Origin of the sequence: Dermacoccus sp. SAI-028 (genome assembly GCF_004346775.1) — a bacterium.
In the GTDB taxonomy this organism is placed as follows: domain Bacteria; phylum Actinomycetota; class Actinomycetes; order Actinomycetales; family Dermatophilaceae; genus Dermacoccus; species Dermacoccus nishinomiyaensis.
The window spans coordinates 2,794,903-2,819,953 of record NZ_SMFS01000001.1 but is presented as its reverse complement, the minus strand read 5'-3'; the positions used below and the strand labels follow the sequence as shown (position 1 = coordinate 2,819,953).

Here is a 25,051-nt window from a genome sequence, read left to right as displayed (position 1 = left end):
GTGAGTCACGTGTGGCTGAGCCCGGCGGCCGGGAGGCAACTGGTACCCGTGGGTTGGGTGTCAGGGATCTGCGCGTGGGGTATCGCGGTCGGGACGCCGTACTCGACGGCGTCGACCTCAACGTGCAGCCGGGGCGGCGGCTCGCGTTCGTCGGCGCGAACGGCGCAGGCAAGACGACGCTGTTGCGCGCCGTGGCCGGGTCGGTTGCGGCGACGTCAGGGGACGTCGTCGTCGACGGGGTGGCGTTGCAGCGTTCGCGGCGCGGGCTGGAGCGTCATCGACAGCTCGTGCAGCTCGTGCTTCAGGATCCGGCGGATCAGTTGTTCTCGGCGGACGTCTTCGCGGACGTCTCGTTCGGCCCGACCAACCTCGGGCTGCCGCCCGACGAGGTGCGGCGACGCGTCGAGGAGACGCTCGACGTCCTCGGGATCAGCGACCTCGCGGATCGGCCGGTTCATCAACTGTCGTTCGGGCAGCAGAAACGCGTGGCCATCGCGGGTGCCGTCGCGATGCGCCCCGCGTACTTGCTGCTCGACGAGCCGACGGCCGGTCTCGACCCGGCCGGCGTCGAGGCGCTGCTCGCGAGCCTCACGTCGCTCGAGGAACGCGGTACGACGATCGCCCTGTCGACGCATGACCTCGCGTTCGCGTGGGAGTGGGCCGACGACCTCGCGCTGCTGCACGACGGGCACCTGCGTCAGGACGCCGCGCATCGTGTGCTCAGCGACGAGCCCGCCCTGCATGCCGCGGCGCTGCGCGCTCCCTGGCAGGCGCAGATGTTGGCGCGCGCAGGCGTGAGGTGTGCCGGAGCGCAGACGTCGCGCGACGGGGGCGTCAACGAGGTCGTCGGCGGCGACGCGGGGCCCGGCGACGCCGGCGGCGAAGGTAATGGCGCTGGCCGACGTCCCGTTGGAGGTGGGATACCGCGTGCGGTCGACGAGGTCTACGACGCTGTGATCAGCGGCGGCTCTCAGTCGCCCAAGCGACCCACGCGGATGGAGTGACAGCCCAGAGGTACAGCGTTCGAGCCAGGGTGGCTGGGTGACGCACGGCTGGGCCCGCGGCCACGACGACCGTCGTCATCTCGGGTAGGGACACGCACCGGCCGGGCTAGCGGCGTGGGGCGATGCTCGCGGTGCGCCCGGGCTGAAACTAGCCGGCCGGCGCGCTCTCGGCTGGACGCGTGGCTTCGAGAGCCGCAGGTCCCGCAGCGAGTGGCCAAGCCGCGCGGTCGAGATCGACGGTGAAGCTCTGGTCGTCAGGATCGCGGGGGACGGCATCGTTCGGGTGGGTCAGCATCATCGGCCCCGAAGGCGATTGCCAGGTGCACACCCCGTCAGCGTTCATCTGCACGGCCCAACCACCGAACGTCTTCGCCCGGTGATGATGACGACACAACATCTGCAGATTCGCGGCACTCGTCTCCCCGCCGTCGGCGAAGGGGACGACGTGGTCGGCATCGCACCCCTCCGCGCGGCGCGAACACCAGGGGAACCGGCAGTGCACATCGCGACGCTCCACGAACGTGCGGATTGCCGTCGACAGACGATACTTCTGCGTGCTCGTGGCGATCGTCGTCCAGCGCTCGGCGTCCATGAGCTCCGTCGTGAACACCGCGCCCACCACGCGGGCCAGCTCCTCGACGACAGCGGCCACGATCGTCCCGACGCCCGGCACGCGGGCATCACCGAAGCCGTTCGTCGAGCTGTGTTCGCCCACCCCGCCTCGCAGGGGGACGCCATCGGCACCGCTGGGCGGCCCCACGCCACCGAAACCCTCCGATAAGCGAGCGGCATTCGGGCCGCCTGAGCCCGGACGGCGGGTCCACACGCCGCTCGCTTCGCGAGTGGAGTCGGGGCCACCTGAGCCGGAATGGCGGTTCCACACTCGCTCCGATGCGCGTGCGGCATCCGGCCACCCAGGCCCGGAACGGCCGCTCCAGACGCCATCCGCGTCGAGGACGCTGACGCGGCTCGCGCTCCCGTCGAGCGTTGGCCCGGAGGTGTGAGTAACCCGCTCCACCGCCTCCGCGCCACCGGCCACCGAGGGACGAGAGCGCACAACAGGCACCTGGAGGTGCAGAACCGGTGTGACGTGCACGTTGGCCAGCGCCAGCAGGACGAGAGCGTCCACGCGCAGCGCATTGATCGGTTCGCGCAGCGCGACGTCGAGTACGTGCGGGGCCGAGTCGCGAAGCTCCTGTGCGTGGGAGTGGATGGCGGCCTTGAGATCCGCCGCGTCGCGCGCGGGCAGGACCGCGCGCAGCTCCGTCAGGGTCGGGTGCTCGGGGTGTGGCGCGAACCAGACACCGAGCTGTGCCCTTATGTCGATCTCGTCCTCGTCTTCGGTCAACCCCAGGGCGTCGAGGACTCGCGTCGTGCGGTTGCTCGCCGCCGTGGAGCCCGCGGTGGCAGCCTTCGCGTGGATCAGGTGCGGCAACGCCACCGCGATCTGCGCGTCGTCGAGATGCGCCAGCACATCACTGATCTTGACCACCGAACTCATGCGCGCACGCCCGGCGCCGGCCTGCTCGAAGAGGGGACGCAGGCAGTGGCGGATGCGCTCGGCATCAGCGGCCATCGCTTCGGCGTGAGAACTGGACACGCCCAGGGCAGGGCCGAGCGCTGCCGCGGCGAACTCGCCGGGCGTCAGGGGGTAGTCGCGATCGTCCATCGACTCCCACTCGATGTCGTCACGCTCGCGATGGACGGTGTGGTGGCGTGCGGCGAGAGCGTGCATCGTCGCGTCCGCGGAGCGTGACACCCGCGACGCGGTGGCAGCAGCGCGCTCGAGCGAGACAGCGGCCTCCTCGAGCGCTGCGGCCCGCTCGTCGAGCGTCATGACGGGACGTTCGACGAAGGCGCCCTCGGCGTTGAGTGCCTCGTCGAAGAGGGCGTGACTCAGCGCCTCCCAGAGCTCGAACCGATCGAGAACCGGGAGGTTGCGTGCCTGCCGAAGCAGGGTGCGCGCGACCTCGTCCATGACTCCAGTTTAGTACATATGTTCGAACATGGCGAGTTGCGAGGCGAAGAGATGCCGTCATGGCGCGAGGCCTCGGGATCCGCACGTCCGGCCCGGCTCGTGCTACTTCACGGGGCTACGCCGCGCCTACTTCCCCCGCCAGCACGCGCCGAGCAGGACCACGTGGTACTTGAGGTGCGCAGCCTCGGTTGAGCCAACCGTCACGCCACGAACACGCAGAACGGATGCCCGGCGGGTTCGGTGAAGACGTAGAGGGCTTCATCGTCGTCATCGGAGCGGTCGAGCACCTGCGTCGCGCCGAGCGACACGGCGCGCTCCCGCTGCCGTTCGAGCGAGGCCACGGCCGGCACCGTCAGGTCGAGGTGCATCTGCATCGGCACGCGCCCCTCGGGCCACGTCGTGGGTTCGAGGTCCTCGTCGCGTTGAAACGCGAGCGCTCGGCGGCCGCCCGCGTGCGTCAGCACGAGCCAGTCGGCATCATCCGGGCCGTCACTCGGTAGCTCGTCCCGGCGCGATACGTCAGCCCGAGGAACTGCCGATAGAACTCCGCGAGGCGCCGCGGATCACGCGCGTCGAGGACGGTCTGCATCAGCTGGGGGCATCGCTCATGCGGCCACGGTAGACGGCGTCTCCCTCGCCGTCAGGGGCGAATCGCCGGCACGAACTGCAGGCCCACGGGCCGTCATACTGGCGGCATGACGCAGATTTCGGAGAAGGACGTCATCCTCGCCTACGTGCTGGCGAAGTTCGACGCGATCGTCACCATCGTGCGCGACATGGATGACGCGACGGCCAACGCGACGCTGCCCGTCGCCGGCTCGAACAGCCCCTACGCGCTGCTGACGCACTGCCTCGGGGCGATGCGTCGGTGGTCGAGCACCGTCAACCTGGGGGGCACCGTTCCGCGCGACCGCGACGCTGAGTTCACCGCCACCGGCCCCGTCTCGACGCTCGTCGAACGCGCCGCACGCGAACGTCAGGCCTTCATAGACGACGTCGCCGCCACCGACCTCGACGCGCTCCCGGTGGCCCCGCCGGCCGACCGAGTCGACGCCCCGGCGCGCTCGTATCAGGTCACCGACTGCCGCGCCGTGCTCCTGCACGTCGTCGAGGAGCTCGCGCAGCACCTTGGCCACCTCGAGATCACCCGCGACGTCCTGCTCGCGCGCGGCTGAGGCGCGGATCGAGACGCTGCGTGCCCATGAAGTCGGATTGACGGATCCATGTGCCACACAGCCCGGCAGACCGGCGGACTCACCCGACCGTGACCGGGTGCGCGCCGATATGGGACGTCAGCCCGGTTCGGCCGCCCCGGGGATCATCCCGTCATGCGGCGATGGCTTCGCGCAGGAAGTCGATGACGATCCGCGCCAAGGGCTCGGGCCTAGCGAGGTGGATGTCGTGTCCGCTCTCGGCGACGAGCGCGACCCGCGTTCCTGGCCGGCCAGCCATGCGTTCGTGCTCTTCGTTTGCGATGAAACTGTGCTGTGCGCGCACGATGAGCGTCGGACACGAAACCTGCTCCCAGTCCTCCCAGAACTGCTGCGCGTGGACTGCTTGGATGGCGCGCGCCAGGGCCACCGCATCGAAACGAGGTTCTCCCTGGTCGTCGACGAGCGTGCGAACCCATGCGATGACATCTGTCGTCGCTTCGGGTCCCTCACCCCCGACGCCGCCCTCGATGAGAACGAGTGCGGACACGAGCTGAGGGTGATGCGCCGCGACGAGCATGGCCGTGTGGGCGCCCATCGACTGACCGACGAGCACGCAGGGGGTGGCCGCGTGACGACGGATCTGCGACACGACATGCGCGACGTGTGCCTCGCGCGACAGATCCCCGGTCATTTCCGCAGCGGATCCGTGAGCCAGCTGATCAAAGGCGATGAATTCCCAGGCAGGCGGGAGCGACCGCGCGAATTCATCCCACTCGTCTGAGGTGCTGGCAAGGCCGTGGAGAGCCACGAGGGGAAGCATTCCTGCAGGCTATCTGCCCTGCGGGGGGTCATCAGCGCCACCTTCACGCCGTCGGGTCCTCAGAGCCGAGCCACGGTGATGTTCACGACGACGGCCGGACGAGGCACAATGCTCGTCCGGCCGTCGGTTTCGTCCGTGCTGTGGCGATGTGGGTCGCGCGTGGTCGAAGAATTCTCTAGGCGGTTTCGCCTCCGCGGTGACGTCGTGATGAGGGTGTTCAAAGCTGGTTAGTTGCTGGCGCGCGGGGTTCTCAGGGTAGGGCGAGCGTGAGGAAGAGGAAGCTGAGGAATTGCCGTTTGTCGCCTGGGGGCAGCAGTTCGCTGGGGGTGTCGGGGTGCACCTTGGGTTCAGTCAGGCTGATAAAGGTGAAGCCCGCGTCGATGAACGCATTGAGGACATCCTGCAAGGGCCGGTGCCAGTAGGTCAGCACGGTAGTGGTCTGGCCGAACGCATAGTCCTCGGAGTACTGGGTGAGTGCGAAGTAGTCCTGGTCTCGGTGCAGGGCGGCAAAGAGGAAGGGGTGAAGCAGGCTGACGATCAGCCGCCCGCCCGGGCGTAGAACGCGACGCAGTTCGCCGAGCGTGGGTCTCCAGTTTTCGACGTAGTGCAGCGCAAGAGAACACGTGATCAGGTCGAACTCGTTGTCCCCATAGGGCAGCGGGGCAGCGAGATCGGCCACCCGTATGTCGGCGCATTCACCCAGCCTGTCGCGGGCGATGGCGATCATCGCGGGGCTGACATCGAAGCCACTTACGGTTGCGCCACGATCGCGCAGCTCTTTCGTCAAGGGTCCGTGGCCGCAGCCGGCGTCCAGCACTCGAAGCCCCTCAACATCACCGGCCAGGCGTAGCACCTCGGGGCGTTCGTACCACTTGTTGAACAGGCCATTCTCGTTCTCCTCGACATAAGCGGGGGCGAACGCGTCGTAGTCGGCGGTATCCATCATCGATTTTCCTCCTGGCGGGCGTACACGCGGAACATTTCGTCCTCGGGAGCGGCCAAGAGCATGCCGTAGTAGCCGCGCCGGTTGGGATGTGCCACTGCCTGGTTGCGACGGTCCCGGGATCGCTCGCTCCACTTGTCCAGAACGGCGCTGAGCTCGGCGCGCATCTCGACCAACTCCTGATCATCAAGCCAAACTGCGAAGTCTTGGCTGATTGAGCAGGGCGATGAGCTACCGGAGGGATCGAGCTCGGCGCCGTCGCCAACCTGAGCCTGGATTGCCCGATGCAGGGCGACCACGTGCCCCTCCGCGACCCGTCGAAGCGTGTCCACCGCCGCTTCACCCCCGGTCTGCGCCCGCAGCGCCGCCAGGTCGATATGAAACCCGCGCTCGGAGGTCGGCCGCCACCACCGCTCGCGACGGTCGCCCGTGTGGTCCGGGTCGGGCTCGATCAACTCATATCGGGCCAGCTGGCGCAGGTGGAAACTGACGGAGTTGGCTGGCTCGTCGAGCAAGTCCGCAAGATCCTTCACCCGAGCTGTGCCACGGCGCGCCAACTCGCCGAGCAGCCTCATTCGAAGTGGGTGCGTGATAGCCGCGACGGCTTTGGGATCCGTGATGTGTGTAGCCTCATCGCGCCCTGGCGTGGCGTTCATAGCCGCAAGCCTGCCACCGACCGGCTAGAAGCGCAAGAATTATTGCGCGATGTTTGTCGTCTATTTGGTGAGCCGCCAGACACCAGGGCCAAGCCGTATTCGCGCGCCAATCCGAGGGGTGCATCTCCAACGAAGGTTCTAGCCATAGCCGGAGGAGGCTGGCCGATCCGTGCCGAGCCGCGGTGATGTTCACGACGACGGCCGGGCGAGCAACAATGCTCGTCCGGCCGTCGGCTCAGCGCAGAATTAGTGCACGCTCAGTGCTCCCCGCCACCCGTCGGGCCGCGGTCGGTGAAGAACTCCGTCACCTTGGCCTTGGCGAAACCGAACGCGTGGGCGGGCTTCACCTTGCCGGGCACCGACACCTCGTCGGGGTTCGTCACGACTTCGACGAGCCACGGCTCCGGTGACGAAACGGCCTCGCGCAGAACCGATTTCAACTCGGCCGGGTCCTCGACGCGCCGCGAGCGCAAACCCATCGCGGCGGCGACGTCGGCGAAGTTCGGGTTGTCGAGCGCCGTGCCGTACTCGGGCAGCCCGACCTGTTCCTGCTCGAGCTTCACCATCCCGAGCTTGCTGTTGTTGAACACGACGAACGTCGCCGGCAGGCCGTACGTGACGGCGGTGCGCAGGTCGCCGACGAGCATCATGAGGCCGCCGTCACCGCACAGTGCGACGACGGGGCGACGACGATCGAGCGCCTGCGCGCCGAGCGCCATCGGCATGGCGTTCGCCATCGAGCCCAGGGTTGTACGAGCCGATGAGACGGCGCTCTCCGCGCATCGGCAGCAGCCGCGACAGCCACACCGTCGACATGCCCGTGTCGGAGGTGAAGATCGTGTTCGTCGGGCACACCTCGTCGAGCGCGAGCGCGACGGCCTCCGGACGCACCTTCTCTTCCGGGTTGTCGCCGAGCGAGCGCACCTTGCCGAGCAGCGACTCGTCGAACGAGGGGTCGGCGAGCTTGCGCTGATCGTCCATCCACTCCGCGTACTTCGACTGCGCCTTCTCGAGGTGCTCGCGCCCTGACGCCGGCTCGAGCATCGGCAGCAGCGCCCGCAGACTCTCGCGCGCACCACCGACGAGCGCGATGTCGACGGGCGTGCGGCGTCCGATGTGCTGCGTGCGCGTGTCGAGCTGGATGACCTTCTTGCCCTCCGGATACCACTCGCGGTACGGAAAGTCGGTGCCGATCATGAACAGCACGTCGCACTCGTCCATCGCGCCGACGGCCGCCGGGTTGCCGATGAGCCCGCTCTGGCCGACCTCGTACGGGTTCTCGTGCTCGAGCCCCTCCTTCGCCTTGAGGGTCAGCACCGTCGGCGCGGCGAGCTTCTCGGCGAGCGCGAGCACCTCCTCTCGCGCCTCACGCGCACCGCGACCGACGAGCAGCGTCACCTTCTCGGCATCCCGCAGCGCGGCGGCGGCCCCGTCGAGCGAATCCGCAGCCGGTGACGACGGCAGCGGCGGCGGCGCGAACCGCGGCGTCCGCGTGCCGTGCGGCAGCTTCAACCCGCTGATGTCGCCCGGCAGGTTGAGCACCGCGACGCCCTGGTGTGCGACGGCGGCTTCCAGCAGCTGAGGCATCTGGTTGGCGCTCGTCACCGTCGCGGTGAAGACGGCGACGTCACTGAACAACGCGTCGTTGTCGACCTCCTGGAAGAAACTCGTGCCGATCTCCTCCGTCGGCACCTGCCCACAGACCGCGAGCACCGGCGCGCGTGCGACTTCTTCGCGTCGTACAGGCCGTTGAGCAGGTGGATCGCGCCGGGCCCGACGGTGCCCATGCACACCGCGAGACGCCCCGTCAGCTGCGCCTGCGCGGATGCGGCGAACGCGCCCGCCTCCTCGTGGCGCACACCGACCCACTCGATGCGGTCCTCACGCCGGATGGCGTCGACCACGGGGTTGAGCGCGTCACCGACCACACCCCAGAACTCGCTGACGCCGTACTCGGCGAGCGCTTCGACGATCATCTCGGCGATCGTCATCTCGGATCCGATGTTCATGCTTCTCCTCGCTCGGCGGGCGTGATCACTTCTGGACGGGCGTGGGGAACGAATGCGGGTCGGCCTCGGCCCACGCGCGCGCCCTCGACGTCATCATCGTCGTCGCCTCCTCGACGTCATCATCGTCGTCGCCTCCTCGACGGTGGCCTCCTGATGCTCGCCATGATCGATCCTTCGAGAGGCAATGACGTTTCGTCGTCATCCTGGCAGGTCAGGTCCAGCAGCACCATGCCCCTCAGCACATTCACGGCCGACTCGGGCGGCGCGTCAGCGGCTCCCGCGAGGACGTCGACAGGGTGACGACAGGGCGCCGTCATGGTGACGACATGGTGATGCCATCGACACGTTCGGGCGATATGTACGAGAAATCGCAAAACGTGTACATGTCAGGGTGCTCAGGCGCGTACGCTCGTCCTCATGTGGACCGGCCCCGACGTTCCGTACCAGGATCTGCCGCCTCTTCCTCCCTCGACGCAGGTCGAGACGCCGGCGGTGCTCAAGGAGGTCATCGCCGCCAGTCGAGCCCTCGCCGCCCTGGATCAAGCGGTCCGGCGCCTGCCGGACCCGACGATGCTCGTTCACCTGCTCCCGGTTCTCGAGGCGCAGGCCTCGAGCGAGATCGAGAACGTCGTGACCACGAACGACGAGCTGTTCCGCGCTGCCGCGGACATGCCGGACACCAGGACGTCCCCGGCGGTCAAGGAGGCCCTGCGCTACCGCCGTGCCCTGTGGGTCGGGTTCGACTCGCTGCAGACGCGCCCCCTGACGTCAGGAACAGCACTCGAGATCTGCAGCGAGCTGCAGGGCCGAACCGCCACTCTGCGCAATCAACCGGGGACCTATATCGGCAACCCCGTCAACCGTGAACGCATCTACACGCCGCCCGAGGGTGCAGACGTCATCGCCGAGCATCTGTCCGGGTGGGAACGCTTCCTGCACGCCGACTCGGGGTTCGACCCGCTCGTCGTGATGGCGATGCAGCACTACCAGTTCGAGGCGATCCACCCGTTCTTCGACGGCAACGGACGCACCGGTCGCGTGATCAACCTCCTGCTCCTCGTCGAGAAGGGGCTGCTCGAGCAGCCGGTGCTGTACCTGTCGGGCCACATCGTTCGTACGAAGGACGAGTACTACTCCCGCCTCCGCGCCGTCACCGCCCAGGATGACTGGCAGGGCTGGATCCTCTACATGGTGGGTGCGGTCGGCGCCACCGCTCGATGGACGCTCTCGCTCGTCGAGGTCATCGAAGGGCTGCGCCGGGAAGCGGAGGACGCGATCCGCCGGCATCTCCCGGCGCAGGCACCCGCGTCAGACCTCGCGCGGGTGCTGTTCGCGCAGCCGTACGTCCGCATCGAGGCGATCGTCGACGCAGGCTTGGCCAAGCGTCAAACCGCTTCGAAGTGGCTCTCCGTCCTGGCGCAGCACGATGTTCTCGAGCGCCAGCAACTCGGACGCAGCGTCGTCTACCTCAATCGCGCGCTCCTCGACACGCTGGCCGAGGCAACCGATCGCTGATCCGCCGACGTCGGAGCCTTCGCGGTGACGACATGGTGATGCCATCGACACGTTCGGGCGATGTGTACGAGAAGCCGCAAAACGTGTACATGTCCGGCTCATCGCACTCACCGCGTGGGGTGGGTGCGGGACGTGGGGAGCACCGCGTCGGCTGTCGCGACGACACCGCTACGGGCGCGGCGCGGTGCCGTGCCCCCCGACGTCGAGTAGGTCGTCGACGCTCGCGGCGATGGTCGTCGCGTCGACGAGCTGCGTCGAGACGGGCGGCAGGTCGTGGATGAGGCGCGCGAGGCGTGACGCCATCGCGTTGGCGTCGAGGTGAGCGAGCGGATCGTGCGTCCAGCACGCCGCGAGGGTCACGTACGTGGCCGAACCGAGGCTCGCCTCGAGCTCGCTCCACGACCCGAGCACGCGCGGCAGGTCGCGCTGTGCGATCTGCAGGACGTGCGCGGCCTCGAGCTGCTCGAAGACGAGGTCGCGCCGCGCGCTGACGCCCCGCTCGGAGTTGTGCTCACCGTCGGCCAGGAGCAGCAGCACCCGCTCGAGGGCGCGCAGGGCGCGACGGAACTGACGACGCACGAGCAGCACGGGCAGACGACGCCCGAACGCCCACAGCACGAACAGGCAGATGACGCACGACAGGGCCGTCTCGAAGATGCGATCGAGCATCAACTCACCGATCGGCTTGTGCGCCGTGCCCGCCGACGCCACGAGCAGCGCCATCGGCGTGATGAACATCGAGCCCAGCGCATAGTTGCGCACGACCGTCCACTGCAGCAGGTACACGCACATCAGCGCGACGACGATGACCCACCAGCCGCTCGGATGCGTGAGGCTGACGAGGAAGAACAACCCCACCCCGACGACCGTGCCGACGAAGCGGTGCGCGGCGCGATGCGTCAGTGTCAACCGGTCGCCGCCGAGGGAGATGAGCAGCGCCGTCGTCATGACCGCCCAGTACGGATGCGTGACGCCGAGTGCGTATGCGAGCACGCACGTGAGCAGCACCGCGAGCGCTGCGCGCCGCGCGATCAGCGCAGGCAAGGACGAGCGCGACAACCCCCAGCGCAGCAGGTAGCGCCGCGGTGGGCGTCCGAGGTAGCGCGCCTGCGCCATGACGGGGACGGCGATCACGGCCCCGGGCAGTCGCGTCGCGGCGGTGCGCTGGACGACTTCGATGTGCAACCGGCGCAGGCGCTTCGTCAGCTCGCGCCAGTGCGGGTCGGGGTGACGGCGGCCTGTCGCCGCGCTCAACGCCCACGCCGCGGAGAAGATCGACGCGTACGCCGTGTCCCGCAGGCGGCCCGTCTCGACGAAATCGCCGTCCGGGTCTGACTCGAAGTACGCGTCACACGCCTCCTGCGCCTCGTCGACGGCTTGATCCTCCGGTTCGTGACGCTGCGGGTACTGCAGCGCGAGGCTCAGCACGCTCGACATCACGGCGCCACAGCCTGCTGCCAGCAGGAACCGGCTGCCGGGCACGCCGACCGTAGGCAGATACGTGCCGATGGCCGGGCCGATCGTCAGAAAGACAGGGCCAGGCGGGTCGCCGACGAGCGCGTGGTACAGAAGCACACTGACGCCGGCGATCGCCGTCAGCGCGACCGTCGTGAGCACCGCATGTCCTGCGACGCTCACCCCGATCGTCAACGCCGCGACGTACGCGAGCGTCATGCACGCGAGGATGGTGACGCGGTGACGCCACGTCCGCTTGACGCTGACGGTGCACAAGAACGTGCCCGTCAACCCGAGCAGACCGAGCTGTGGGCCGAGGACGAACGACAACGCCAGCACCGTCAGCGTCACGCACGTCGTGATGTGTGCCGCCGTCTTCCAGCGCCCCGGCGCGGGCTTGACCTCGACGAACGTCTGCAGCTCGTCCGCGAGGCGCGCCTTCGTCACCCCGCGACGACGGGCAGCGCGACGCACCTGCGGCGGCGCGAGCATCATCGTGAGGCGGGGCATGCCTCTATTGTGAACCTGGCCACCGACAACCCCGGAAACCTGGGCCTTTCGCCTCCACATGCACACGGGTGCTCGTCGCCGCGGCAGTGGCATGGCGTCGTGTTCATGAATTCAGGGACAGAACATGAGAGTCAAGGAACCCGCGGCAGCGGGCACGAAACCGCGCGCCTATGCGGTGCGTTGCCGGTGGCTGCCGTGGAGCCCCCGGGCTCACCGGTGGGCCGGGCAGCTCCTCAGTGCATCCCCCGGCGGTGATGACCTGATCTCGGCGGTGATCTTCGCCATCGTGCTCGTCCCGCTCATCGTCGTCCTGGTCTACCTCATCGGCGAGCTGGCTCTGCTGTTGCTCCTGGTTCCGCTGCTGGCATTGACCCGTTTCGTGTTTCGTTGCCCCTGGGCCGTCTGTGTGAGTCGACGTGGCCGGGTGCTTCACGAGGAGCGGTGCCCCACGTTCAGCGCCGCCCGAGCGCGTCGGGGCGACCTCGCACAGGCGGTGCGAACCGGCACCTGGCGCGAGCTACCGCGTCAGCACTGAGGCGCGCGCGACGAAGCACCTCGACGTCAACCCCGCGCCAGGCGCTCCCACCTCGCGATCCATGTGGACCGCGCACGACGTCAGCCGCGAGCCAGCCGCTCCTCGACGTAGTCGAGCCAGCGCAGCTCGGCCTCGTCGGCGAAGATGAGCGATTCGAGGACGAGCTCGTCGGGCGTCGGAGCGCTCGGCGCGCCCGGTGTGCGGCGCGGTTTCGACCGGTTGAGCTCGCGTAGGTGCCGCATCGTCGCGGTGCGTTGCGTCGAGACGAGCGCACGCACGTCGACCCCTGGCATCGTGACGGCGAGCGCCAACTTGATGGCGAGTTCGTTGCGTGGCGTCACGTCGCGCGGGACGGCCTGGGCCCACCACGAATCCACTTCACCGCGCCCCGTCTCGGTGAGGCGATACGGAATGCGGCCCTCGTCGTCGGCCGCGCCCGCGCCCTCGACGAGGCCGTCGCGCTCGAGGCGCCCGAGCGTCGTGTAGACCTGGCCGATGTTGAGGGGCCACTGCCCGCCCGTGCGCGCCTCGAACTCGGAGCGTAGCTGCGCGCCGTACATCTCCTGCGACGCGAGCAGCGCGAGCAGGCCGTTACGAACGCTCACGTCAGCCCCCTTCGCGTCGTCGCGGTGAACGATGAACGTTCAACGGTACGACGCGGCGCGCCCACCCGCCGAACCCGCCGAACCCGCCGAACCCGGCGCGAGTCGTGCATGACGCTCACCGCTCGCGCCTCGTCAGCACCGGCTTGCGGCGTGCGAACAGCATCGACACGAGCGCTGCGACGAGTGGCACCGCGATGAGCATGATCGCGAGCGACCACCATGGGATCGCGTACGTGCCGCCGCTGAGCTGGTGCGTCCGCTCGTCCATCATGTGGTTCGTCGAGGCCCGCGCCAGGATGAGCCCCGGCGCGATGCCGACGGCGATGCCGATGAGCGCACCGATGACGCCGATCGCCGCCGCGTGCGCGCCGACGATGCGTCGCCGCATCCCCGTGGGCGCCCCGACGGTCGCGAGCGTCGCGGCATCGGCCTGCGATTCGGCGTCGTTGAGCAGCGTCGACACGATCGTCGTGAGCAGGACGACGAACGCGAGCGCCGCCGTCATGATGCCGAGGATGACGAGGATCGGGCTCGAGTAGCCCCGCTCCACCATCAACGGCATGTCGATCGGGGAGGCGGCCTTGAGCTGACCTTCGAGCTTCTTGCTCACCCCACCCTCGGGCGCGACGGTGATCGCCGCGAGATGGGCCGTCATGTGATGCTTCGCGAGCGTTTCGCGCGTCGCGATGAGCGAGTTCGGCGTCGAACCAGCGAGCTTGAACGCGGCGTCGAACGACACGGGGCGTGCCGGCACCGTCAGGGGCGAGCAGGATGCGACGGTCGCCTCCGGCAGCTCGGCGTTCTTCCACTGCACCGCGGCCAGCGTGACCTTGCCGTCGGTGATCGTCGTGGCGCTCGACTGGGGGCCCCATCCCGCCACGCCCAGGCTGTCGTTCGTCGATGGCCCGACGTGGAGGAACTCACCTCGCTTCAGAGCATCTCGCGTCGCGGCATCGAGGCCCATGAGCTTCATGCCGGCGTCGTCGACGCCGAGCACGCTGACGGCCGCGGCGGCGGCGTCCTGACCGGAGCCCTTCGCCGGGCACTTCCCTGCGAGATAGCGGGGCATGAAGTCTCCGGCGCCCACTGTCCACGCACCCGCGGCGCCGGGGACGATCTTGCGGATCGCCGCGATGGCTGTGTTGTCGTCCGCCTCACTGGTCCGCGAGCCGGGAGAGCTCGAGACGAACGCCGCCTCACCCATCGGCATCGACGGGGTGTACGTCTTGGCGAGGTACGCGTCCTCGCTCGCGCCGTAGACGCTGACGCCCGTGCACACGGCGACGGTGGCGAGCACCGCGCCGATCGACGCCGTCGCCCGCGTGCGCTGACGGCTGACCTCACGCACCGCGAGGCGCGGCGTCAGGGGCAGGTGACCGGCGAGCTTGCCGGCCACCATGAGCACGTACGGCACCGCGAGCACCGCGCCGCCGAAGAACAGCGGCACGCCGATGTACGCAAGGGCGGTCTGCCCCTCCTCACTCATCGACGACCCGTCGCCCCCTCGCTGCGTCGCGAAGAACAGGCACAGCGTGCCGGCCGCGACGGCGATGACGCCGATCGTCGGCAGTCGACGCTTGACGACACGCGCCGACACCTGCCCGCGCAGGGCCTGCAGAAGGTTGGTACGACCCGCAGCCCGCGCGGGCACCCACGCGGCGATGAGCGCGGCGAGCGTCGAGACGACGACGAGGCCGACGATCCAGCTGAATCGGATGTCGGTGGGCGCGTCGAGGGTCGTCACCTGCCGGCAGGCGATCTTCGCGGCGACGACACCGAGCGCGGTGCCGAGGACGGCACTGACGAGCGCGGTCAGCGCACCGAGGATCATCGCGTTGGCCAGGACGATGCGGCGCAGGACGGCGCGGGTGCCGCCGTTCGCCGCGACGAGCCCGAGGCTGCGACGCTGACGCGTCGCGCCGGCCGCGAACGCCGGGCCGGCGAGCAGTGCCGTCACGGCGACGAAGGCCATCGTCGCGACGGCGATGGCGAAGGCCATGCTCGAATCGCCCGTCGTATTCACGTCATAGGCGCTCGCCTGCGCGGACACGTTGTCGCGGGTCGTCAGGTCGAGGCCGAATCGGTGCCACTGCTCGACGTCAGCGGCCGAGAACGTGCGCGTGTCGTCGAGGAGGAACCCCGGTGACGAGCTCGGCTTGTACCCCGTCGGCACCGGCCCGACGGCGGCGACATCCGCGAACGGCGTCGTCACGGTGCCGACGATGGTGACGTGCACCGTCTTGCTGTCGGACGGGTTTCCGGAGTCAGAGCGCGCCTGCATCGGCCCCTCGGTCGGCAACCCCATGTTCTTGCCGTACTCGGTGACGGCGACCTCACCCGGCTTCGACGGCAGGCGCCCCGAGACGAGAGTGGCCTTGCGTGCGAGCAGGGGCGAGGTGGCGTCGGTCAGCATGACGGTGCCCCACGTCGACGTGAACCCACCCGACGTCGTCTCCTGTGTGGCGGCGAACACGAAACCTTCCTGGTGGGCCTCGAGCGCGGCAACGCCCGCCTGATCGCTCACCTCCGCAGCCGTCGGAGGCTTCGATGTCGTGACGGCGCGTCCGGCTGCCGGCATCGGTACGCCCGGTTTCTCGGCGGACACCGTGACGAGGCCACCGAGCCCTTCCACGGCGCGGGCGCGTTCTTCGTCAGGGCTGATCTCGAACGTCGAGATGAAGGCGAGCATCGTCGCCAGCGCCATGACGGGCAGCAGGATGAGCAGCGCAGCGAGCGCCGAGCGGCCCTTGTAACGCATGATGTCGCGCCACGCGAGGCGCAGCGGCAGCCGCCATCCGGCGAGGGGGGAGGCCATCTCAACGACCCTCTGCGCGCGAGGCGTCCGACGCCGATGAGTTGCGCGACCCACGACTGGCAGGTGCGGACAGGTGCGAGATCGCCGGACGCGACGCGCGCGTCGCGCCGGCCGTCCGCACCGCCATGACGAGCGCAACGGCGATGATGCCGACGAGCAGGACGACGAGCGCCGGCGTCGACAGGAACACGCCCTCGAGCGCCGGCCCGTGCGTCGCATCGAGCCACGATTCGGCCGGTTTCGTCGTCACGTGCGACGGGGGCGAGCCCTGCACCCACGTGTGCACGCTGACGACGGCGAGCTCCTGCACCCGCGACAGGTGGTCGGACGCGGTGATCATGCCCGGCCCTCCGTCGTTGCTGCTGTCACACTCGTCGCACCGTGCGAGCGGGTGACGGCGCTCTCCCCGAACGGCTCGGGTTCGTCGCCGACGATGCCGACGACGGCGCCGTCACGCAGGTTGACGATGCGGTCGGCCCACGACGCGTGCCGCGAGTCGTGCGTGACGAGCAGGACGGCGGCGCCCGCGTCGCAGCGCTGACGCAGCACCATGAGCACCTCCTCACCCGTGACTGAGTCGAGCGCGCCCGTCGGTTCGTCGGCGAGCACGACGCGGCGCTCGCCGACGAGGGAGCGCGCGATCGCGACGCGCTGCTGCTGGCCGCCCGACATCTCCTCGGGGTAGCGGTCGGCGAGGTCGGCCAGGCCGACGGCGTCGAGCGCCTCGAGGCCGGCCGCGCGGGCGGCGCGCAGGCCCATGCCGTCGAGTTCGAGGGGGAGCGAGGCGTTCTCGACCGCCGTCAGCGCCGGGACGAGGTTGAGGTCCTGGAAGACGAACCCGACGCTGCGTCGGCGCAGACTCGCCATCTCCTTCTGGCCGACGCCGACGATGCTCGCACCGCCGATGCGCACATCGCCGCTCGTCGGCGCGTCGAGGCCCCCGGCCATGTTGAGCAACGTCGACTTGCCCGAACCGCTCGGGCCCATCACGGCCACGAGTTCGCCCGGGTACAGCGCGAGGCTGATGTCCTTCAACGCGTGCACGTCACCCGCGGGTGAGGGGTGCACCTTGCTCACGCCGTCGAGCTCGAGGGCTGGTTGCGTCATCGTTCATTTCCCTTCGTGAGGCCTGACGTGCGCCGCCGACGATGTGTCGACGGCGCACGTCACGCTCCCGTTCCCTTACCGCATACGCAGTATGCATACCCGGTATTCACATGTATACCGGGTATGTGGGTGCTGTGGGGGAATGACGCGCCGGTGGGTGTGTCGGGCGTGTCGGGTGAGGCGCGCCGCGCGGCATGTGCCGGGGGTGTCGTAGCACGTCGAGGCTTGGGGCCGGCGGGCGACGGGGCGTCGGGGTGCGCCATGACCGTGCCGCAGATGGTGCGAAACCACGCGCAGCGCGCCGAACGTCGCGCGCGTTTCGAGGCGGAAGCCCAGCTCGCTGAGCGTCTGAGCAAGGCCCGTACACCCCGCCAGAAGCGACGCGAGCTCGCCCGCGTGAATGGCGAGGCGAAGCGCGCACGCAGCGGCGATCAAGAAGGCGGCACAGTGGGCCGGCGTGAGTGATCGTCAGGCGCAGCGATGGGCCAAGACTGCCGATCGCGACGGCAACCCTATGCCGCTCGCGAAAGCCTCACCGGTCGTAGAGAAGCGCCGCACCGCCGTGCAGCGTGGCATGGGAGGTGCGCGGAAAGTCCAGGCGGACCGCATGGCAGCGATGCGCCATTTCACCATCCCAGGCACGGTGAAGGTCGAGATCGACACGGGCGGTAAAGGGCTCTTCACAGATGAGGGTGTAGTTGAGGTCTGAATCCGCCGGACTCGAGCAGGGATCTGGCGATGTAGTTGGTCAGGTTGCGGAAGCCCAGGGCCGAGCCGCGCAGGTGCTCCAGGCGTCCGTTGATCGCCTCTGTGGGGCCATTGCTGGTGCCAGGCCGCTCGAAGTAGGCCAGCACGTCGGTGGCGCGAGCCTTCAGGGTCCGACCGAGCTTGCGCAACTCGTCCAGCCCGGCGGGGACGTCTTGGCTGACGGCGTCGATGAGCGCCTCCATCGCCGCGCGGCCGAGGGATCGGTCCTTCTCGCGGTAGGCCGCGATCATCCGCTGGTAGATCCCCCAGGTCGCCTCGACGGGCACGTGCTCCTCGAGCACGAACAGCTCCTGCAGGCGGGTCTGCTGCTTGTCGGTGAGCAGGCCCGCGCCGGTGTGCAACGTTCTACGCGCACGGTAGAGCGGGTCGTCTTTGCGGCCGCGGTGCCCGTGCAGTTCCTGCTGGACTCGGCGTCGGCACTGGTCGAGGGCATCACCGGCAAGGCGCACGACGTGGAAGGGATCCATCACCGCAGCCGCGTCGGGCAGTTCCTCGGCGGTGGCGCTCTTGAACCCGGTGAAGCCATCCATCGCGACGACTTCGATGGCCTCACGCCATGCCTGAGGGCGAGCGGCGAGCCACTCCTTGAAGACTCGCTTGGAGCGGCCCTCGACCATGTCCAGCAGTCGTGCTGGGCCGCTGCGGTCGCGGATCGGGGTCAGGTCGATGATCACGGTCACGTATTTGTCGCCTTTGCGTGTGTGCCGCCAGACGTGCTCGTCGACGCCGAGCACGCGGACGCCGTCGAAGCGGTTCGGGTCCTCGATCAGGACGCGTGTGCCCTGGGCCAGGACGGCATCGTTGGCGGTGTTCCACGCAACCCCGAGCCCCTCAGCGACCCGCGCGACCGTCAGGTGTGCGATGACGATGCCCTCCAGCGCCCACGCCAGCCCTCGCCGGGAGAGCTTCGCGCGTGGCTCGGCCGCCAAAGACGTGTCTTGGCGCCACACGTGGCCGCAGCCGGTGCACCGGTAGCGGCGGACCGTGACCTCCAACGTCGTCGGACGCCACCCCAACGGCTCGTGGGCCAGCCGGCGGACAACCGTGCCGCGCGCGGTTCCTTCACAGCCACAGCGTCGGCACCAGCGGTCGGGTTCGACGACTCGACAGGCCAGGACCGCACCGGCGGGCTCGAGGCGCTGACCGGTGGCCTCAAGGCCGAGCTCATTCAAGCGGCAGAACATGGTCAGGTCAGGGTCGGTGAAGGTAGCGTCAGGCACGTCGAGGTCTTCCAGATGGGCAGTGTGAGAACTTCCATCATCGGAAGGCCTCGACGCCTACCCGGGCAGCGCCACGCCGTTCGATCCTTGACTACGCGCTACACCCTCATCTGTGAAGAGCCCGGTAAAGCATCGTCGATCGAAGACCGTACGCACATCACGACGACCGTCCCTCTCGACGCGTCTGAGATGGAGACCGTGGCCGCGTGCATCGAAGCGCAGGAGTACGAGGAAGCCGCAGCGACCTTCAACGCCGCGCTGATCGATGCGTGGATGGGCGGCACGAGCCCGGTGAACATGAAGATCTTGCACTGGACCCCGGTTGAGCCGGAGTGAGAAAACAGTGGAGGGGTAAGGCAGAAAACCTGCCTTACCCCTCCACTGTTACGTCAGACCTCTAATTGGGTGAGATCATCGATCGGCAGGCGAATGAGGCTCAGAACTTCGGCTGAATACCCAGATTGTTTCATCGGGTCATCTTCAATCCAGGCGGTCGCTTCTTCTGATGTTGCATGGGCTGAAGCAATCGCTGGCGATTCGTTCAGGTCTCCAGCAGCCCAAATGTACAGATTATTCTCAATCCGAGCTGCACCGGCTAGGTCCAAGTCTTCCCATGAGACTCTTGTCCTAAGATTTTTGTTGCTATCAAGGATCTTCAGAAGCTCGTCTTCCGACGTGAGTGCGACCTTGGCTGAGCCGTCTACGAAGACTGCGATCATGCCTACATCGTGCGCTTCAGTTGAGCAACCTTCGTGTAGGACCGCGCGTAGTAGGTCTTGTTTTTCCAAACGATCGTACCGAGCGTGGAACCAATAAACGTGGTGTTCGTGGTTCCCTTGCAGGTCTTCACCACGTTCTTCTGCTCGAGCTTTGCGATATTGCGACCACCTGACATCGTTGTGCCGCCGGCCTTCTTCCACCACGCATACCACTTGTAGTGAATCTCTTCAGCGTGAGTGATAGATGTTACGGGCGTGGTGCATGTCGTGATAGGCTTATTACCCGCAGCCTTGTAGTCATATTCCTTCCGCAGGTAAACTGCACCGGGGTTTAGCGTGCAAGGCCCATAGTTGGGTGTTGTAAAACGTACCGATGCGCCCTTTCCACATTGGTAGTCATTGAGCTTTTTGATTGCTTCTTCCTGACTGCTCGCCTGGATGAAGGGCGTTGCCTTCGCCTCGCCACCCTTGAGGAACTGGTCAAGGCACTCTGCGTCGCTAGAGCGGTCGGTTGAGCTCTGAGCTGCGGGCACGGGCTTCTCAGCCGCCAGGGCTGTCGGCGTCACAAGAGACACGCCGAAGACGAGGGCAGGCTTGTTGCTGCGATGCGCATACGTGTTGACATGACAACCGCTCTCACTAGGTCAATTCTTCGGGCTTTCGCAGCATACCTAGGTCAGGGGCTGGGGAAGGGGGAAACGGGCTCTTCACGAATGAGGGTGTAGCGCGGGTCTGAACCCTCCGGCTTCGAGCAGCGACCGAGCGATGTAGTGGGTGAGGTTGCGGAAGCCGAGGGCGGAGCCGCGGAGGTGTTCGAGTCGCCCGTTGATGGCCTCGGTCGGGCCGTTGCTGGTGCCGGGGCGGTCGAAGAACGCGAGGATGTCGCCCGCCCGCTGCTTCATGGTCCGGCCGAGCTTGCGGACCTCGACGAGCACCGCGGGAACGCCGCTGCTGATCGCAGCGATCACCTCCTGCATCATCGCCTTCGCTTTCTTCTTGTCGGGCTCCCGGTAGGCCGCGACGATGCGCTGGTAGATGCCCCAGGTCGCCTCGACCTCGACGTGCTCCTCGCTCGCGAACACTGCGTCCAGGCGTGCCCGCTGCCGGTCGGTGAGCAGGCTAGCCCCGGTATGCAGGGTGCGGCGGGCTTTGTAGAGCGGGTCGCCCTTGAGCCCGCGGTGACCGGTGGTGTCTTGCTGGACCCGACGCCGGCAGACATCCAGCGCGTCGCCGGCGAGGCGGACCACGTGGAACGGGTCCATGACGGGGACGGCGTCGGGGAGTTCCTCGGCGGCAGCGGTCTTGAACCCGGCGAAGCCGTCCATCGCGACCACCTCGATCCGCTTCGCCCAGTCCGCAGGGCGGGCGGCGAGCCACTGCTTGAACACCGCCTTGGAGCGGCCCTCGACCATGTCCAGCAGCCTCGCCGGCCCGGTCTTGTTCCTCGCGGGCGTGAGGTCGATGATCACGGTGACGTACTTGTCGCCCAGCCTCGTGTGTCGCCAGACGTGCTCGTCGACACCGATCGTGGTGACCCCGTCGAACCGGGCGGGGTCGTCGATCAGGCGCCGCTTGCCTTCCGCGAGGACGGCGGTGTTCGCGGCACTCCAGGACACCCCGAGACCTGCGGCGACGCGGGTGACGGTGAGGTGGTCGATGACGATGCCCCGCAGCGCCCACTCCAGGCCGCCGCGGGAGATCTTCGCACGCGGCGCCGCTGCCCGCGTCATGTCCTGCCGCCACGTGCGCCGGCAGTGTCCGCACCGGTACCGGCGCACCCGCACCAGCAGGGTCGTCGGCCGGTGCCCGAACGGCTCGTGCGCCAGTCGACGCGTGACCGTGTCCCGCGGCACGCCCTCGACACCGCACTTCCGACACCACGGGTCGTCCCCGACGACGCGGCATTCGATCGTGGCCCGATCCGGCTCGATCAGCTGGCCGACGGCGACGAGGCCGAGCTCGTCGAGGCGGCAGAACGTGGTCAGGTCAGGGGTCGCGAAAGTAGGGTGGAGCACGTCGAGGTCTTTCGGGATGGCGAGCGTGAAGAACTTCCATCATCCGGGAGACCTCGACCCCTACCCGGCCACCGACGCGCTCAACCGACTACACCCTCGTTCGTGAAGAGCCGGGAAACGCGGCGGGGAGATTTGAAGGGGGGGCCTTGAATCGACGGGTGACGGGGCGTCGGGTGTGGAGGTCAGCGAGGGGAGGAGGAAGGCGTCGACGCATGCCCCACGGGGTTCCGCATGCGCAGGTCAGGGCTGAAACCCTGTCATGCGGGATCGCAGCTCCCAGAGGTGCGCCGGGCCGGCGCACCCCGCACCCGGCCGCCCAGTCACTCCGCTTACCCCGTTGCAGAGCGTGCCGCGCTCAGAGCGTGAGCAGCACCTTGCCGATGTGACCCGACGCGGCGAGTTCGCGGTGCGCGTCCGCTGCCTGCGCGAGCGGGTAGGTGGCGTGGACGATAGGCCGCACGGCGCCCGATTCGACGAGCGGCCACACCGTGTCGCGCACCTCGCGCACGATCGCGGCCTTCTCCGCGAGCGGACGCGAACGCAGCGACGTCGCCGTCACCTGGGCGCGCTTGGCGAGCAGTTTCGCGAGGTCGAGCTCGGCCTTGGCCCCGCCCTGCATGCCGATGATGACGAGCCGGCCGTTGGGCGCGAGAGCGTCGATGTTGCGGCTCAGGTACTTGGCGCCCACGACATCGAGGATGACGTTGGCGCCACCCTCTGCCGCGACGGCGTCGACGAAGTCCTCCTCGCGGTAGTTGATGAGGATCTGTGCGCCGAGCGCCTTGCATGCGGCGAGCTTTTCGGCCGAACCGGCGGTGACGGCGACGCGCGCGCCGAGCGCCGTCGCCAACTGGATCGCCATCGTGCCGATGCCGCTGCTGCCGCCGTGCACGAGCAGCAGTTCACCGGGCTGCAGGTCAGCGGTGAAGACGACGTTCGACCACACCGTCGCGGCCACCTCCGGCAACGCGGCGGCCGTCATGAGATCGACGCCGCGCGGCACGGGCAGCACCTGGCCGACGCGGACGTTGACGTACTCGGCGTAGCCGCCGCCCGCAAGCAGCGCGCACACCTCGTCACCGACGCGCCAGCCGACGACGTCGGGCCCGAGCGCGTCGATCGTGCCGGAGACTTCGAGGCCGAGGACGTCGGATTCTCCGGCAGGCGGCGGATAGTGCCCCTGACGCTGCAGCAGGTCCGCCCGATTGACACCCGCGGCGGCGACCTTGATGCGTATCGAGTCGCCCTCGGGCGCGGGCAGATCGGGCACCTCGGCAAGGGTCATGACGTTCTCGTCACCGAATTCGGACAGCATGATCGCCTTCATTCCTCGACCCTACGACGCGCCCCGCGCACGATGAAACGCCAGATCGTCGACGGTGTCGACGTCGCGGGCGTCGCCCGGGTCGACGGGGGTCTCAGCGAGAGCGAGGGATGCAAGCAACGCACGCATCGACGCGCTGGCAGGGTTCCCGATCGCCTCGCAGGCCGCGGCCAGGGCATCGGCGCGATACACCGCGAGAAGCGGCTGACGACGGCCATCGACGACGGCGACCGCTCCGTCGAGGCAGGACGTGCTGGTCGCCCGCATCGTCAACGCCGCGTCGAGGAGGCCGGGGAGGGCATGGCCGCCCCGGGGCGTGTCGCCGGCGACGAGGGCTATCCACTCGCCGGTGCTGACGTCGAGCGCCCGCGCCAGGGCAGCGACCGGGCCGCCCAGGGGCGGATCCTCCTGCACCCAGGTGACCTGCTCGCGACGGATCGCGCGCGGCGGACCGACGACGATGACGGGCCATGATGTCGGGAGCGAGGCCAGCGTCGAATCGAGCACGCTGCGGGCGCCGAGCGATACGTCCAGCTTGTCGTCCTGAGCGCCGCCGAAGCGCCGCGACGTGCCGCCGGCGAGCACGACGGCCGTGACGGACAGGTTCAGATCGGGCCGTTCGTCGCCTGCGCTGCCCCTGCCCGCCCGCCGGCCTGCCGGTTCTGCGGCGGCGCCACTCAGCCACGAATCGGTGCCGTTGGGTCGGGAGGCGTGCTCGTCGAAAGGCTCGTGCGAGGTCATGGGTCCATCGTCGTGGACGCGAGCGGGCGGTGGGTGCGACACGACGTCATCGCGCCGTCGCAGGTGGGTGATCCCGGCGAGGAGGCGTTCAGGTCAGCTGCGCGGCAGGCGACGCGCGCTGTCGACGAGCTGGCGGGCGCTCGCGTCGAAACCGTCGTAACTGCGAGCTGCGCGGGCCGTCATCGTCATGCCGATCATCGAGCTCGTGAGCAGGCTCGCGTACTCGCGCGCTGCGGCAGTGGTGACGCTGCAGTCGGTCAGGGCCTTCGCGAGGCCACCCTTGAACGCGTCGAACGCTTCACGGCAGCGTTCGAGCTGCGTCGGGTTCTCGGCAGCTACGGTGACCGCGCCGACGGCCGAGCCGGCCTCGAACTTCGTCTCGTCGAGGTAGGTCCGCAGGCGGCCGAGCAGTTCGCTGACGACTTGTTCAGGCGAACGACGTTCGACCGACGCCACGACGTCGAGCCACTGCTGGGCGTTGAGGTCGATGGCGGCGAGAACGAGTTCCTGCTTGCCGCCGGGGAAGTGGTGATAGATCGAGCCGCGCGGTGTCTGCGTCGCCTGCGTCACCTCTGCGAACGAGGTGGCCTGCAGGCCACGGCGGGCGAGCAGGTCGAGGGCACCGGAGATCATGCGATCTCTGACGGGCGACGGCATCGGAGCTCCTTCAGGCAGGTTCAGGGTTTGCAGAAAACCCATGTTGCACAGGAGGGAACCCACGTTCGCTCCTTGAACACTTTATACACCGTCTGTGCTCTTTTTGTTCTGCGGGCGTGCTTCGCCTGGCACTGGCGGCCGATAACTAGGACGATGCAAGCGGGCGAGGGTGAAGAGTTCACGCGTTCGTGTAGAGAATTTTACCCGTTCGGTGGGAGTGTGTGCTCCCCCACAGGTGTGGGTTGCGTGCTGCCTGGTTGTTCAGCGCTGCCATCGTAGCTGGACATGTGGCCAAGTGTGGTGGAGTTGCTACAGCCACAAGAATATTGCGTCGCAACTCCGGTCGATGATGCTGGCGGTGCGTCGTCTTGGGTACGGCAGGTGGTGGGTCGCAGGTGCGGCCGGTGTGGCGTCAGCGACGCGTCGAGGGTGGGTCAAGTGCGTGTCGCGTGTGCGTCATGTGGCGGTGGGACTCCGTCGCGGCACGCGGGCTCGCTTCGC

General features: G+C 68.4%; 28 protein-coding genes. 7 read left to right on the top strand and 21 right to left on the bottom strand.

All coding sequences use genetic code 11. From position 1 onward, the window contains the following. The first annotated feature begins 74 nt into the window (after nucleotides 1-74). Nucleotides 75-1,004, top strand: coding sequence for an energy-coupling factor ABC transporter ATP-binding protein (locus EDC82_RS12845; RefSeq protein ID WP_231729368.1), 930 nt, complete (start codon nucleotides 75-77; stop codon nucleotides 1,002-1,004). 148 nt (nucleotides 1,005-1,152) lie between these two features. Here the strand turns inward: EDC82_RS12845 and EDC82_RS12840 are convergent, their stop codons facing one another. From EDC82_RS12840 to EDC82_RS15310, 3 genes are all read right to left on the bottom strand, one after another. Continuing rightward, nucleotides 1,153-2,982 carry an HNH endonuclease signature motif containing protein gene (locus tag EDC82_RS12840; protein ID WP_062256197.1) on the bottom strand — a complete coding sequence of 610 codons (1,830 nt, stop codon included), beginning with the start codon at nucleotides 2,980-2,982 and terminating at the stop codon, nucleotides 1,153-1,155. A 200-nt stretch (nucleotides 2,983-3,182) separates the two neighbouring features. Beyond that, on the bottom strand, nucleotides 3,183-3,446 hold the full coding sequence (locus EDC82_RS12835) for a VOC family protein (protein WP_006947573.1): 264 nt from the start codon (nucleotides 3,444-3,446) through the stop codon (nucleotides 3,183-3,185). Next, the gene (locus EDC82_RS15310; RefSeq protein WP_369815051.1) at nucleotides 3,440-3,571 is read right to left on the bottom strand and encodes a VOC family protein; all 132 of its coding nucleotides are present in this window, start codon (nucleotides 3,569-3,571) and stop codon (nucleotides 3,440-3,442) included. The genes EDC82_RS12835 and EDC82_RS15310 overlap by 7 nt, the downstream gene beginning before the upstream one ends. A 106-nt stretch (nucleotides 3,572-3,677) precedes the next feature. Between EDC82_RS15310 and EDC82_RS12830 the strand changes: the two genes are divergently transcribed. Beyond that, on the top strand, nucleotides 3,678-4,157 hold the full coding sequence (locus EDC82_RS12830) for a DUF664 domain-containing protein (protein ID WP_006947583.1): 480 nt from the start codon (nucleotides 3,678-3,680) through the stop codon (nucleotides 4,155-4,157). A 151-nt stretch (nucleotides 4,158-4,308) separates the two neighbouring features. On the opposite strand, the gene EDC82_RS12825 is transcribed toward EDC82_RS12830, so the two are convergent. The 6 genes from EDC82_RS12825 to EDC82_RS15050 form a co-directional block, all read right to left on the bottom strand. Next, on the bottom strand, nucleotides 4,309-4,944 hold the full coding sequence (locus tag EDC82_RS12825; RefSeq protein WP_160126253.1) for an alpha/beta fold hydrolase: 636 nt from the start codon (nucleotides 4,942-4,944) through the stop codon (nucleotides 4,309-4,311). Between the two features lie 262 nt (nucleotides 4,945-5,206). After that, nucleotides 5,207-5,902, bottom strand: coding sequence for a methyltransferase domain-containing protein (locus EDC82_RS12820; RefSeq protein ID WP_312294783.1), 696 nt, complete (start codon nucleotides 5,900-5,902; stop codon nucleotides 5,207-5,209). Next, complete coding sequence (locus tag EDC82_RS12815) at nucleotides 5,899-6,555, bottom strand: helix-turn-helix domain-containing protein (protein ID WP_082740477.1); 657 nt, start codon at nucleotides 6,553-6,555, stop codon at nucleotides 5,899-5,901. The genes EDC82_RS12820 and EDC82_RS12815 overlap by 4 nt, the downstream gene beginning before the upstream one ends. Before the next feature lie 257 nt (nucleotides 6,556-6,812). Continuing rightward, on the bottom strand, nucleotides 6,813-7,292 hold the full coding sequence (locus tag EDC82_RS15060; protein ID WP_231729367.1) for a thiamine pyrophosphate-dependent enzyme: 480 nt from the start codon (nucleotides 7,290-7,292) through the stop codon (nucleotides 6,813-6,815). Beyond that, the gene (locus tag EDC82_RS15055) at nucleotides 7,216-8,247 is read right to left on the bottom strand and encodes a hypothetical protein (RefSeq protein ID WP_253184183.1); all 1,032 of its coding nucleotides are present in this window, start codon (nucleotides 8,245-8,247) and stop codon (nucleotides 7,216-7,218) included. The genes EDC82_RS15060 and EDC82_RS15055 overlap by 77 nt, the downstream gene beginning before the upstream one ends. Beyond that, on the bottom strand, nucleotides 8,157-8,564 hold the full coding sequence (locus EDC82_RS15050; protein ID WP_240742565.1) for a thiamine pyrophosphate-binding protein: 408 nt from the start codon (nucleotides 8,562-8,564) through the stop codon (nucleotides 8,157-8,159). The genes EDC82_RS15055 and EDC82_RS15050 overlap by 91 nt, the downstream gene beginning before the upstream one ends. 417 nt (nucleotides 8,565-8,981) lie before the next feature. On the opposite strand from EDC82_RS15050, the gene EDC82_RS12805 reads away from it, so the two are divergent. Continuing rightward, a complete protein-coding gene (locus EDC82_RS12805) occupies nucleotides 8,982-10,079 on the top strand; it encodes a Fic family protein (protein ID WP_062256193.1) in 1,098 nt (365 codons plus the stop codon). A gap of 168 nt (nucleotides 10,080-10,247) precedes the next feature. Here EDC82_RS12805 and EDC82_RS12800 read toward each other — a convergent pair whose 3' ends face one another. Further along, nucleotides 10,248-12,044: an FUSC family protein gene (locus EDC82_RS12800; RefSeq protein WP_062256191.1), complete on the bottom strand. Its 1,797-nt coding sequence runs from the start codon at nucleotides 12,042-12,044 to the stop codon at nucleotides 10,248-10,250. Between the two features lie 124 nt (nucleotides 12,045-12,168). On the opposite strand from EDC82_RS12800, the gene EDC82_RS12795 reads away from it, so the two are divergent. Beyond that, nucleotides 12,169-12,579: a hypothetical protein gene (locus EDC82_RS12795; RefSeq protein WP_131941745.1), complete on the top strand. Its 411-nt coding sequence runs from the start codon at nucleotides 12,169-12,171 to the stop codon at nucleotides 12,577-12,579. A gap of 80 nt (nucleotides 12,580-12,659) precedes the next feature. Here the strand turns inward: EDC82_RS12795 and EDC82_RS12790 are convergent, their stop codons facing one another. The 4 genes from EDC82_RS12790 to EDC82_RS12775 form a co-directional block, all read right to left on the bottom strand. Further along, a complete protein-coding gene (locus tag EDC82_RS12790) occupies nucleotides 12,660-13,184 on the bottom strand; it encodes a PadR family transcriptional regulator (RefSeq protein ID WP_062256187.1) in 525 nt (174 codons plus the stop codon). A 115-nt stretch (nucleotides 13,185-13,299) separates the two neighbouring features. Then, the gene (locus EDC82_RS12785; protein WP_062256185.1) at nucleotides 13,300-15,999 is read right to left on the bottom strand and encodes an FtsX-like permease family protein; all 2,700 of its coding nucleotides are present in this window, start codon (nucleotides 15,997-15,999) and stop codon (nucleotides 13,300-13,302) included. A gap of 1 nt (nucleotide 16,000) precedes the next feature. Next, nucleotides 16,001-16,339 carry a hypothetical protein gene (locus tag EDC82_RS12780; protein WP_062256184.1) on the bottom strand — a complete coding sequence of 113 codons (339 nt, stop codon included), beginning with the start codon at nucleotides 16,337-16,339 and terminating at the stop codon, nucleotides 16,001-16,003. Further along, nucleotides 16,336-17,106 carry an ABC transporter ATP-binding protein gene (locus tag EDC82_RS12775; protein WP_062256182.1) on the bottom strand — a complete coding sequence of 257 codons (771 nt, stop codon included), beginning with the start codon at nucleotides 17,104-17,106 and terminating at the stop codon, nucleotides 16,336-16,338. Before EDC82_RS12775 ends, EDC82_RS12780 begins: the two co-directional genes overlap by 4 nt. A gap of 261 nt (nucleotides 17,107-17,367) precedes the next feature. Here EDC82_RS12775 and EDC82_RS12770 point away from each other — a divergent pair, with 261 nt between their 5' ends. Together EDC82_RS12770 and EDC82_RS12765 are read left to right on the top strand one after the other, a co-directional pair. Then, nucleotides 17,368-17,571, top strand: coding sequence for a hypothetical protein (locus EDC82_RS12770; RefSeq protein WP_006943496.1), 204 nt, complete (start codon nucleotides 17,368-17,370; stop codon nucleotides 17,569-17,571). Next, nucleotides 17,564-17,815, top strand: coding sequence for a hypothetical protein (locus EDC82_RS12765; RefSeq protein WP_131941743.1), 252 nt, complete (start codon nucleotides 17,564-17,566; stop codon nucleotides 17,813-17,815). The genes EDC82_RS12770 and EDC82_RS12765 overlap by 8 nt, the downstream gene beginning before the upstream one ends. Here EDC82_RS12765 and EDC82_RS12760 read toward each other — a convergent pair. Beyond that, nucleotides 17,787-19,094 (bottom strand): ISL3 family transposase, encoded by a 1,308-nt coding sequence (locus EDC82_RS12760; RefSeq protein ID WP_083604063.1) that lies wholly within the window; start codon nucleotides 19,092-19,094, stop codon nucleotides 17,787-17,789. The two genes, EDC82_RS12765 and EDC82_RS12760, sit on opposite strands and share 29 nt — an antisense overlap. A 189-nt stretch (nucleotides 19,095-19,283) precedes the next feature. On the opposite strand from EDC82_RS12760, the gene EDC82_RS15045 reads away from it, so the two are divergent. Then, nucleotides 19,284-19,430 (top strand): hypothetical protein, encoded by a 147-nt coding sequence (locus tag EDC82_RS15045; protein WP_191870482.1) that lies wholly within the window; start codon nucleotides 19,284-19,286, stop codon nucleotides 19,428-19,430. Nucleotides 19,431-19,483: 53 nt separating this feature from the next. On the opposite strand, the gene EDC82_RS12755 is transcribed toward EDC82_RS15045, so the two are convergent. The 6 genes from EDC82_RS12755 to EDC82_RS12730 all read right to left on the bottom strand — a co-directional run bounded on the left by EDC82_RS12755 (nucleotide 19,484) and on the right by EDC82_RS12730 (nucleotide 24,550). Next, a complete protein-coding gene (locus EDC82_RS12755; RefSeq protein WP_131941650.1) occupies nucleotides 19,484-19,813 on the bottom strand; it encodes a hypothetical protein in 330 nt (109 codons plus the stop codon). Nucleotides 19,814-19,815: 2 nt separating this feature from the next. Further along, complete coding sequence (locus EDC82_RS12750; protein WP_131941652.1) at nucleotides 19,816-20,388, bottom strand: hypothetical protein; 573 nt, start codon at nucleotides 20,386-20,388, stop codon at nucleotides 19,816-19,818. Nucleotides 20,389-20,520: 132 nt separating this feature from the next. Then, nucleotides 20,521-21,828 carry an ISL3 family transposase gene (locus EDC82_RS12745; protein ID WP_006943264.1) on the bottom strand — a complete coding sequence of 436 codons (1,308 nt, stop codon included), beginning with the start codon at nucleotides 21,826-21,828 and terminating at the stop codon, nucleotides 20,521-20,523. 355 nt (nucleotides 21,829-22,183) lie between these two features. Continuing rightward, nucleotides 22,184-23,155, bottom strand: coding sequence for an NAD(P)H-quinone oxidoreductase (locus EDC82_RS12740; RefSeq protein ID WP_006945316.1), 972 nt, complete (start codon nucleotides 23,153-23,155; stop codon nucleotides 22,184-22,186). A 9-nt stretch (nucleotides 23,156-23,164) separates the two neighbouring features. Beyond that, complete coding sequence (locus tag EDC82_RS12735) at nucleotides 23,165-23,893, bottom strand: molybdenum cofactor guanylyltransferase (protein WP_006945317.1); 729 nt, start codon at nucleotides 23,891-23,893, stop codon at nucleotides 23,165-23,167. Between the two features lie 93 nt (nucleotides 23,894-23,986). Next, on the bottom strand, nucleotides 23,987-24,550 hold the full coding sequence (locus EDC82_RS12730) for a TetR/AcrR family transcriptional regulator (protein WP_160126252.1): 564 nt from the start codon (nucleotides 24,548-24,550) through the stop codon (nucleotides 23,987-23,989). Nucleotides 24,551-25,051 lie beyond the last annotated feature (501 nt).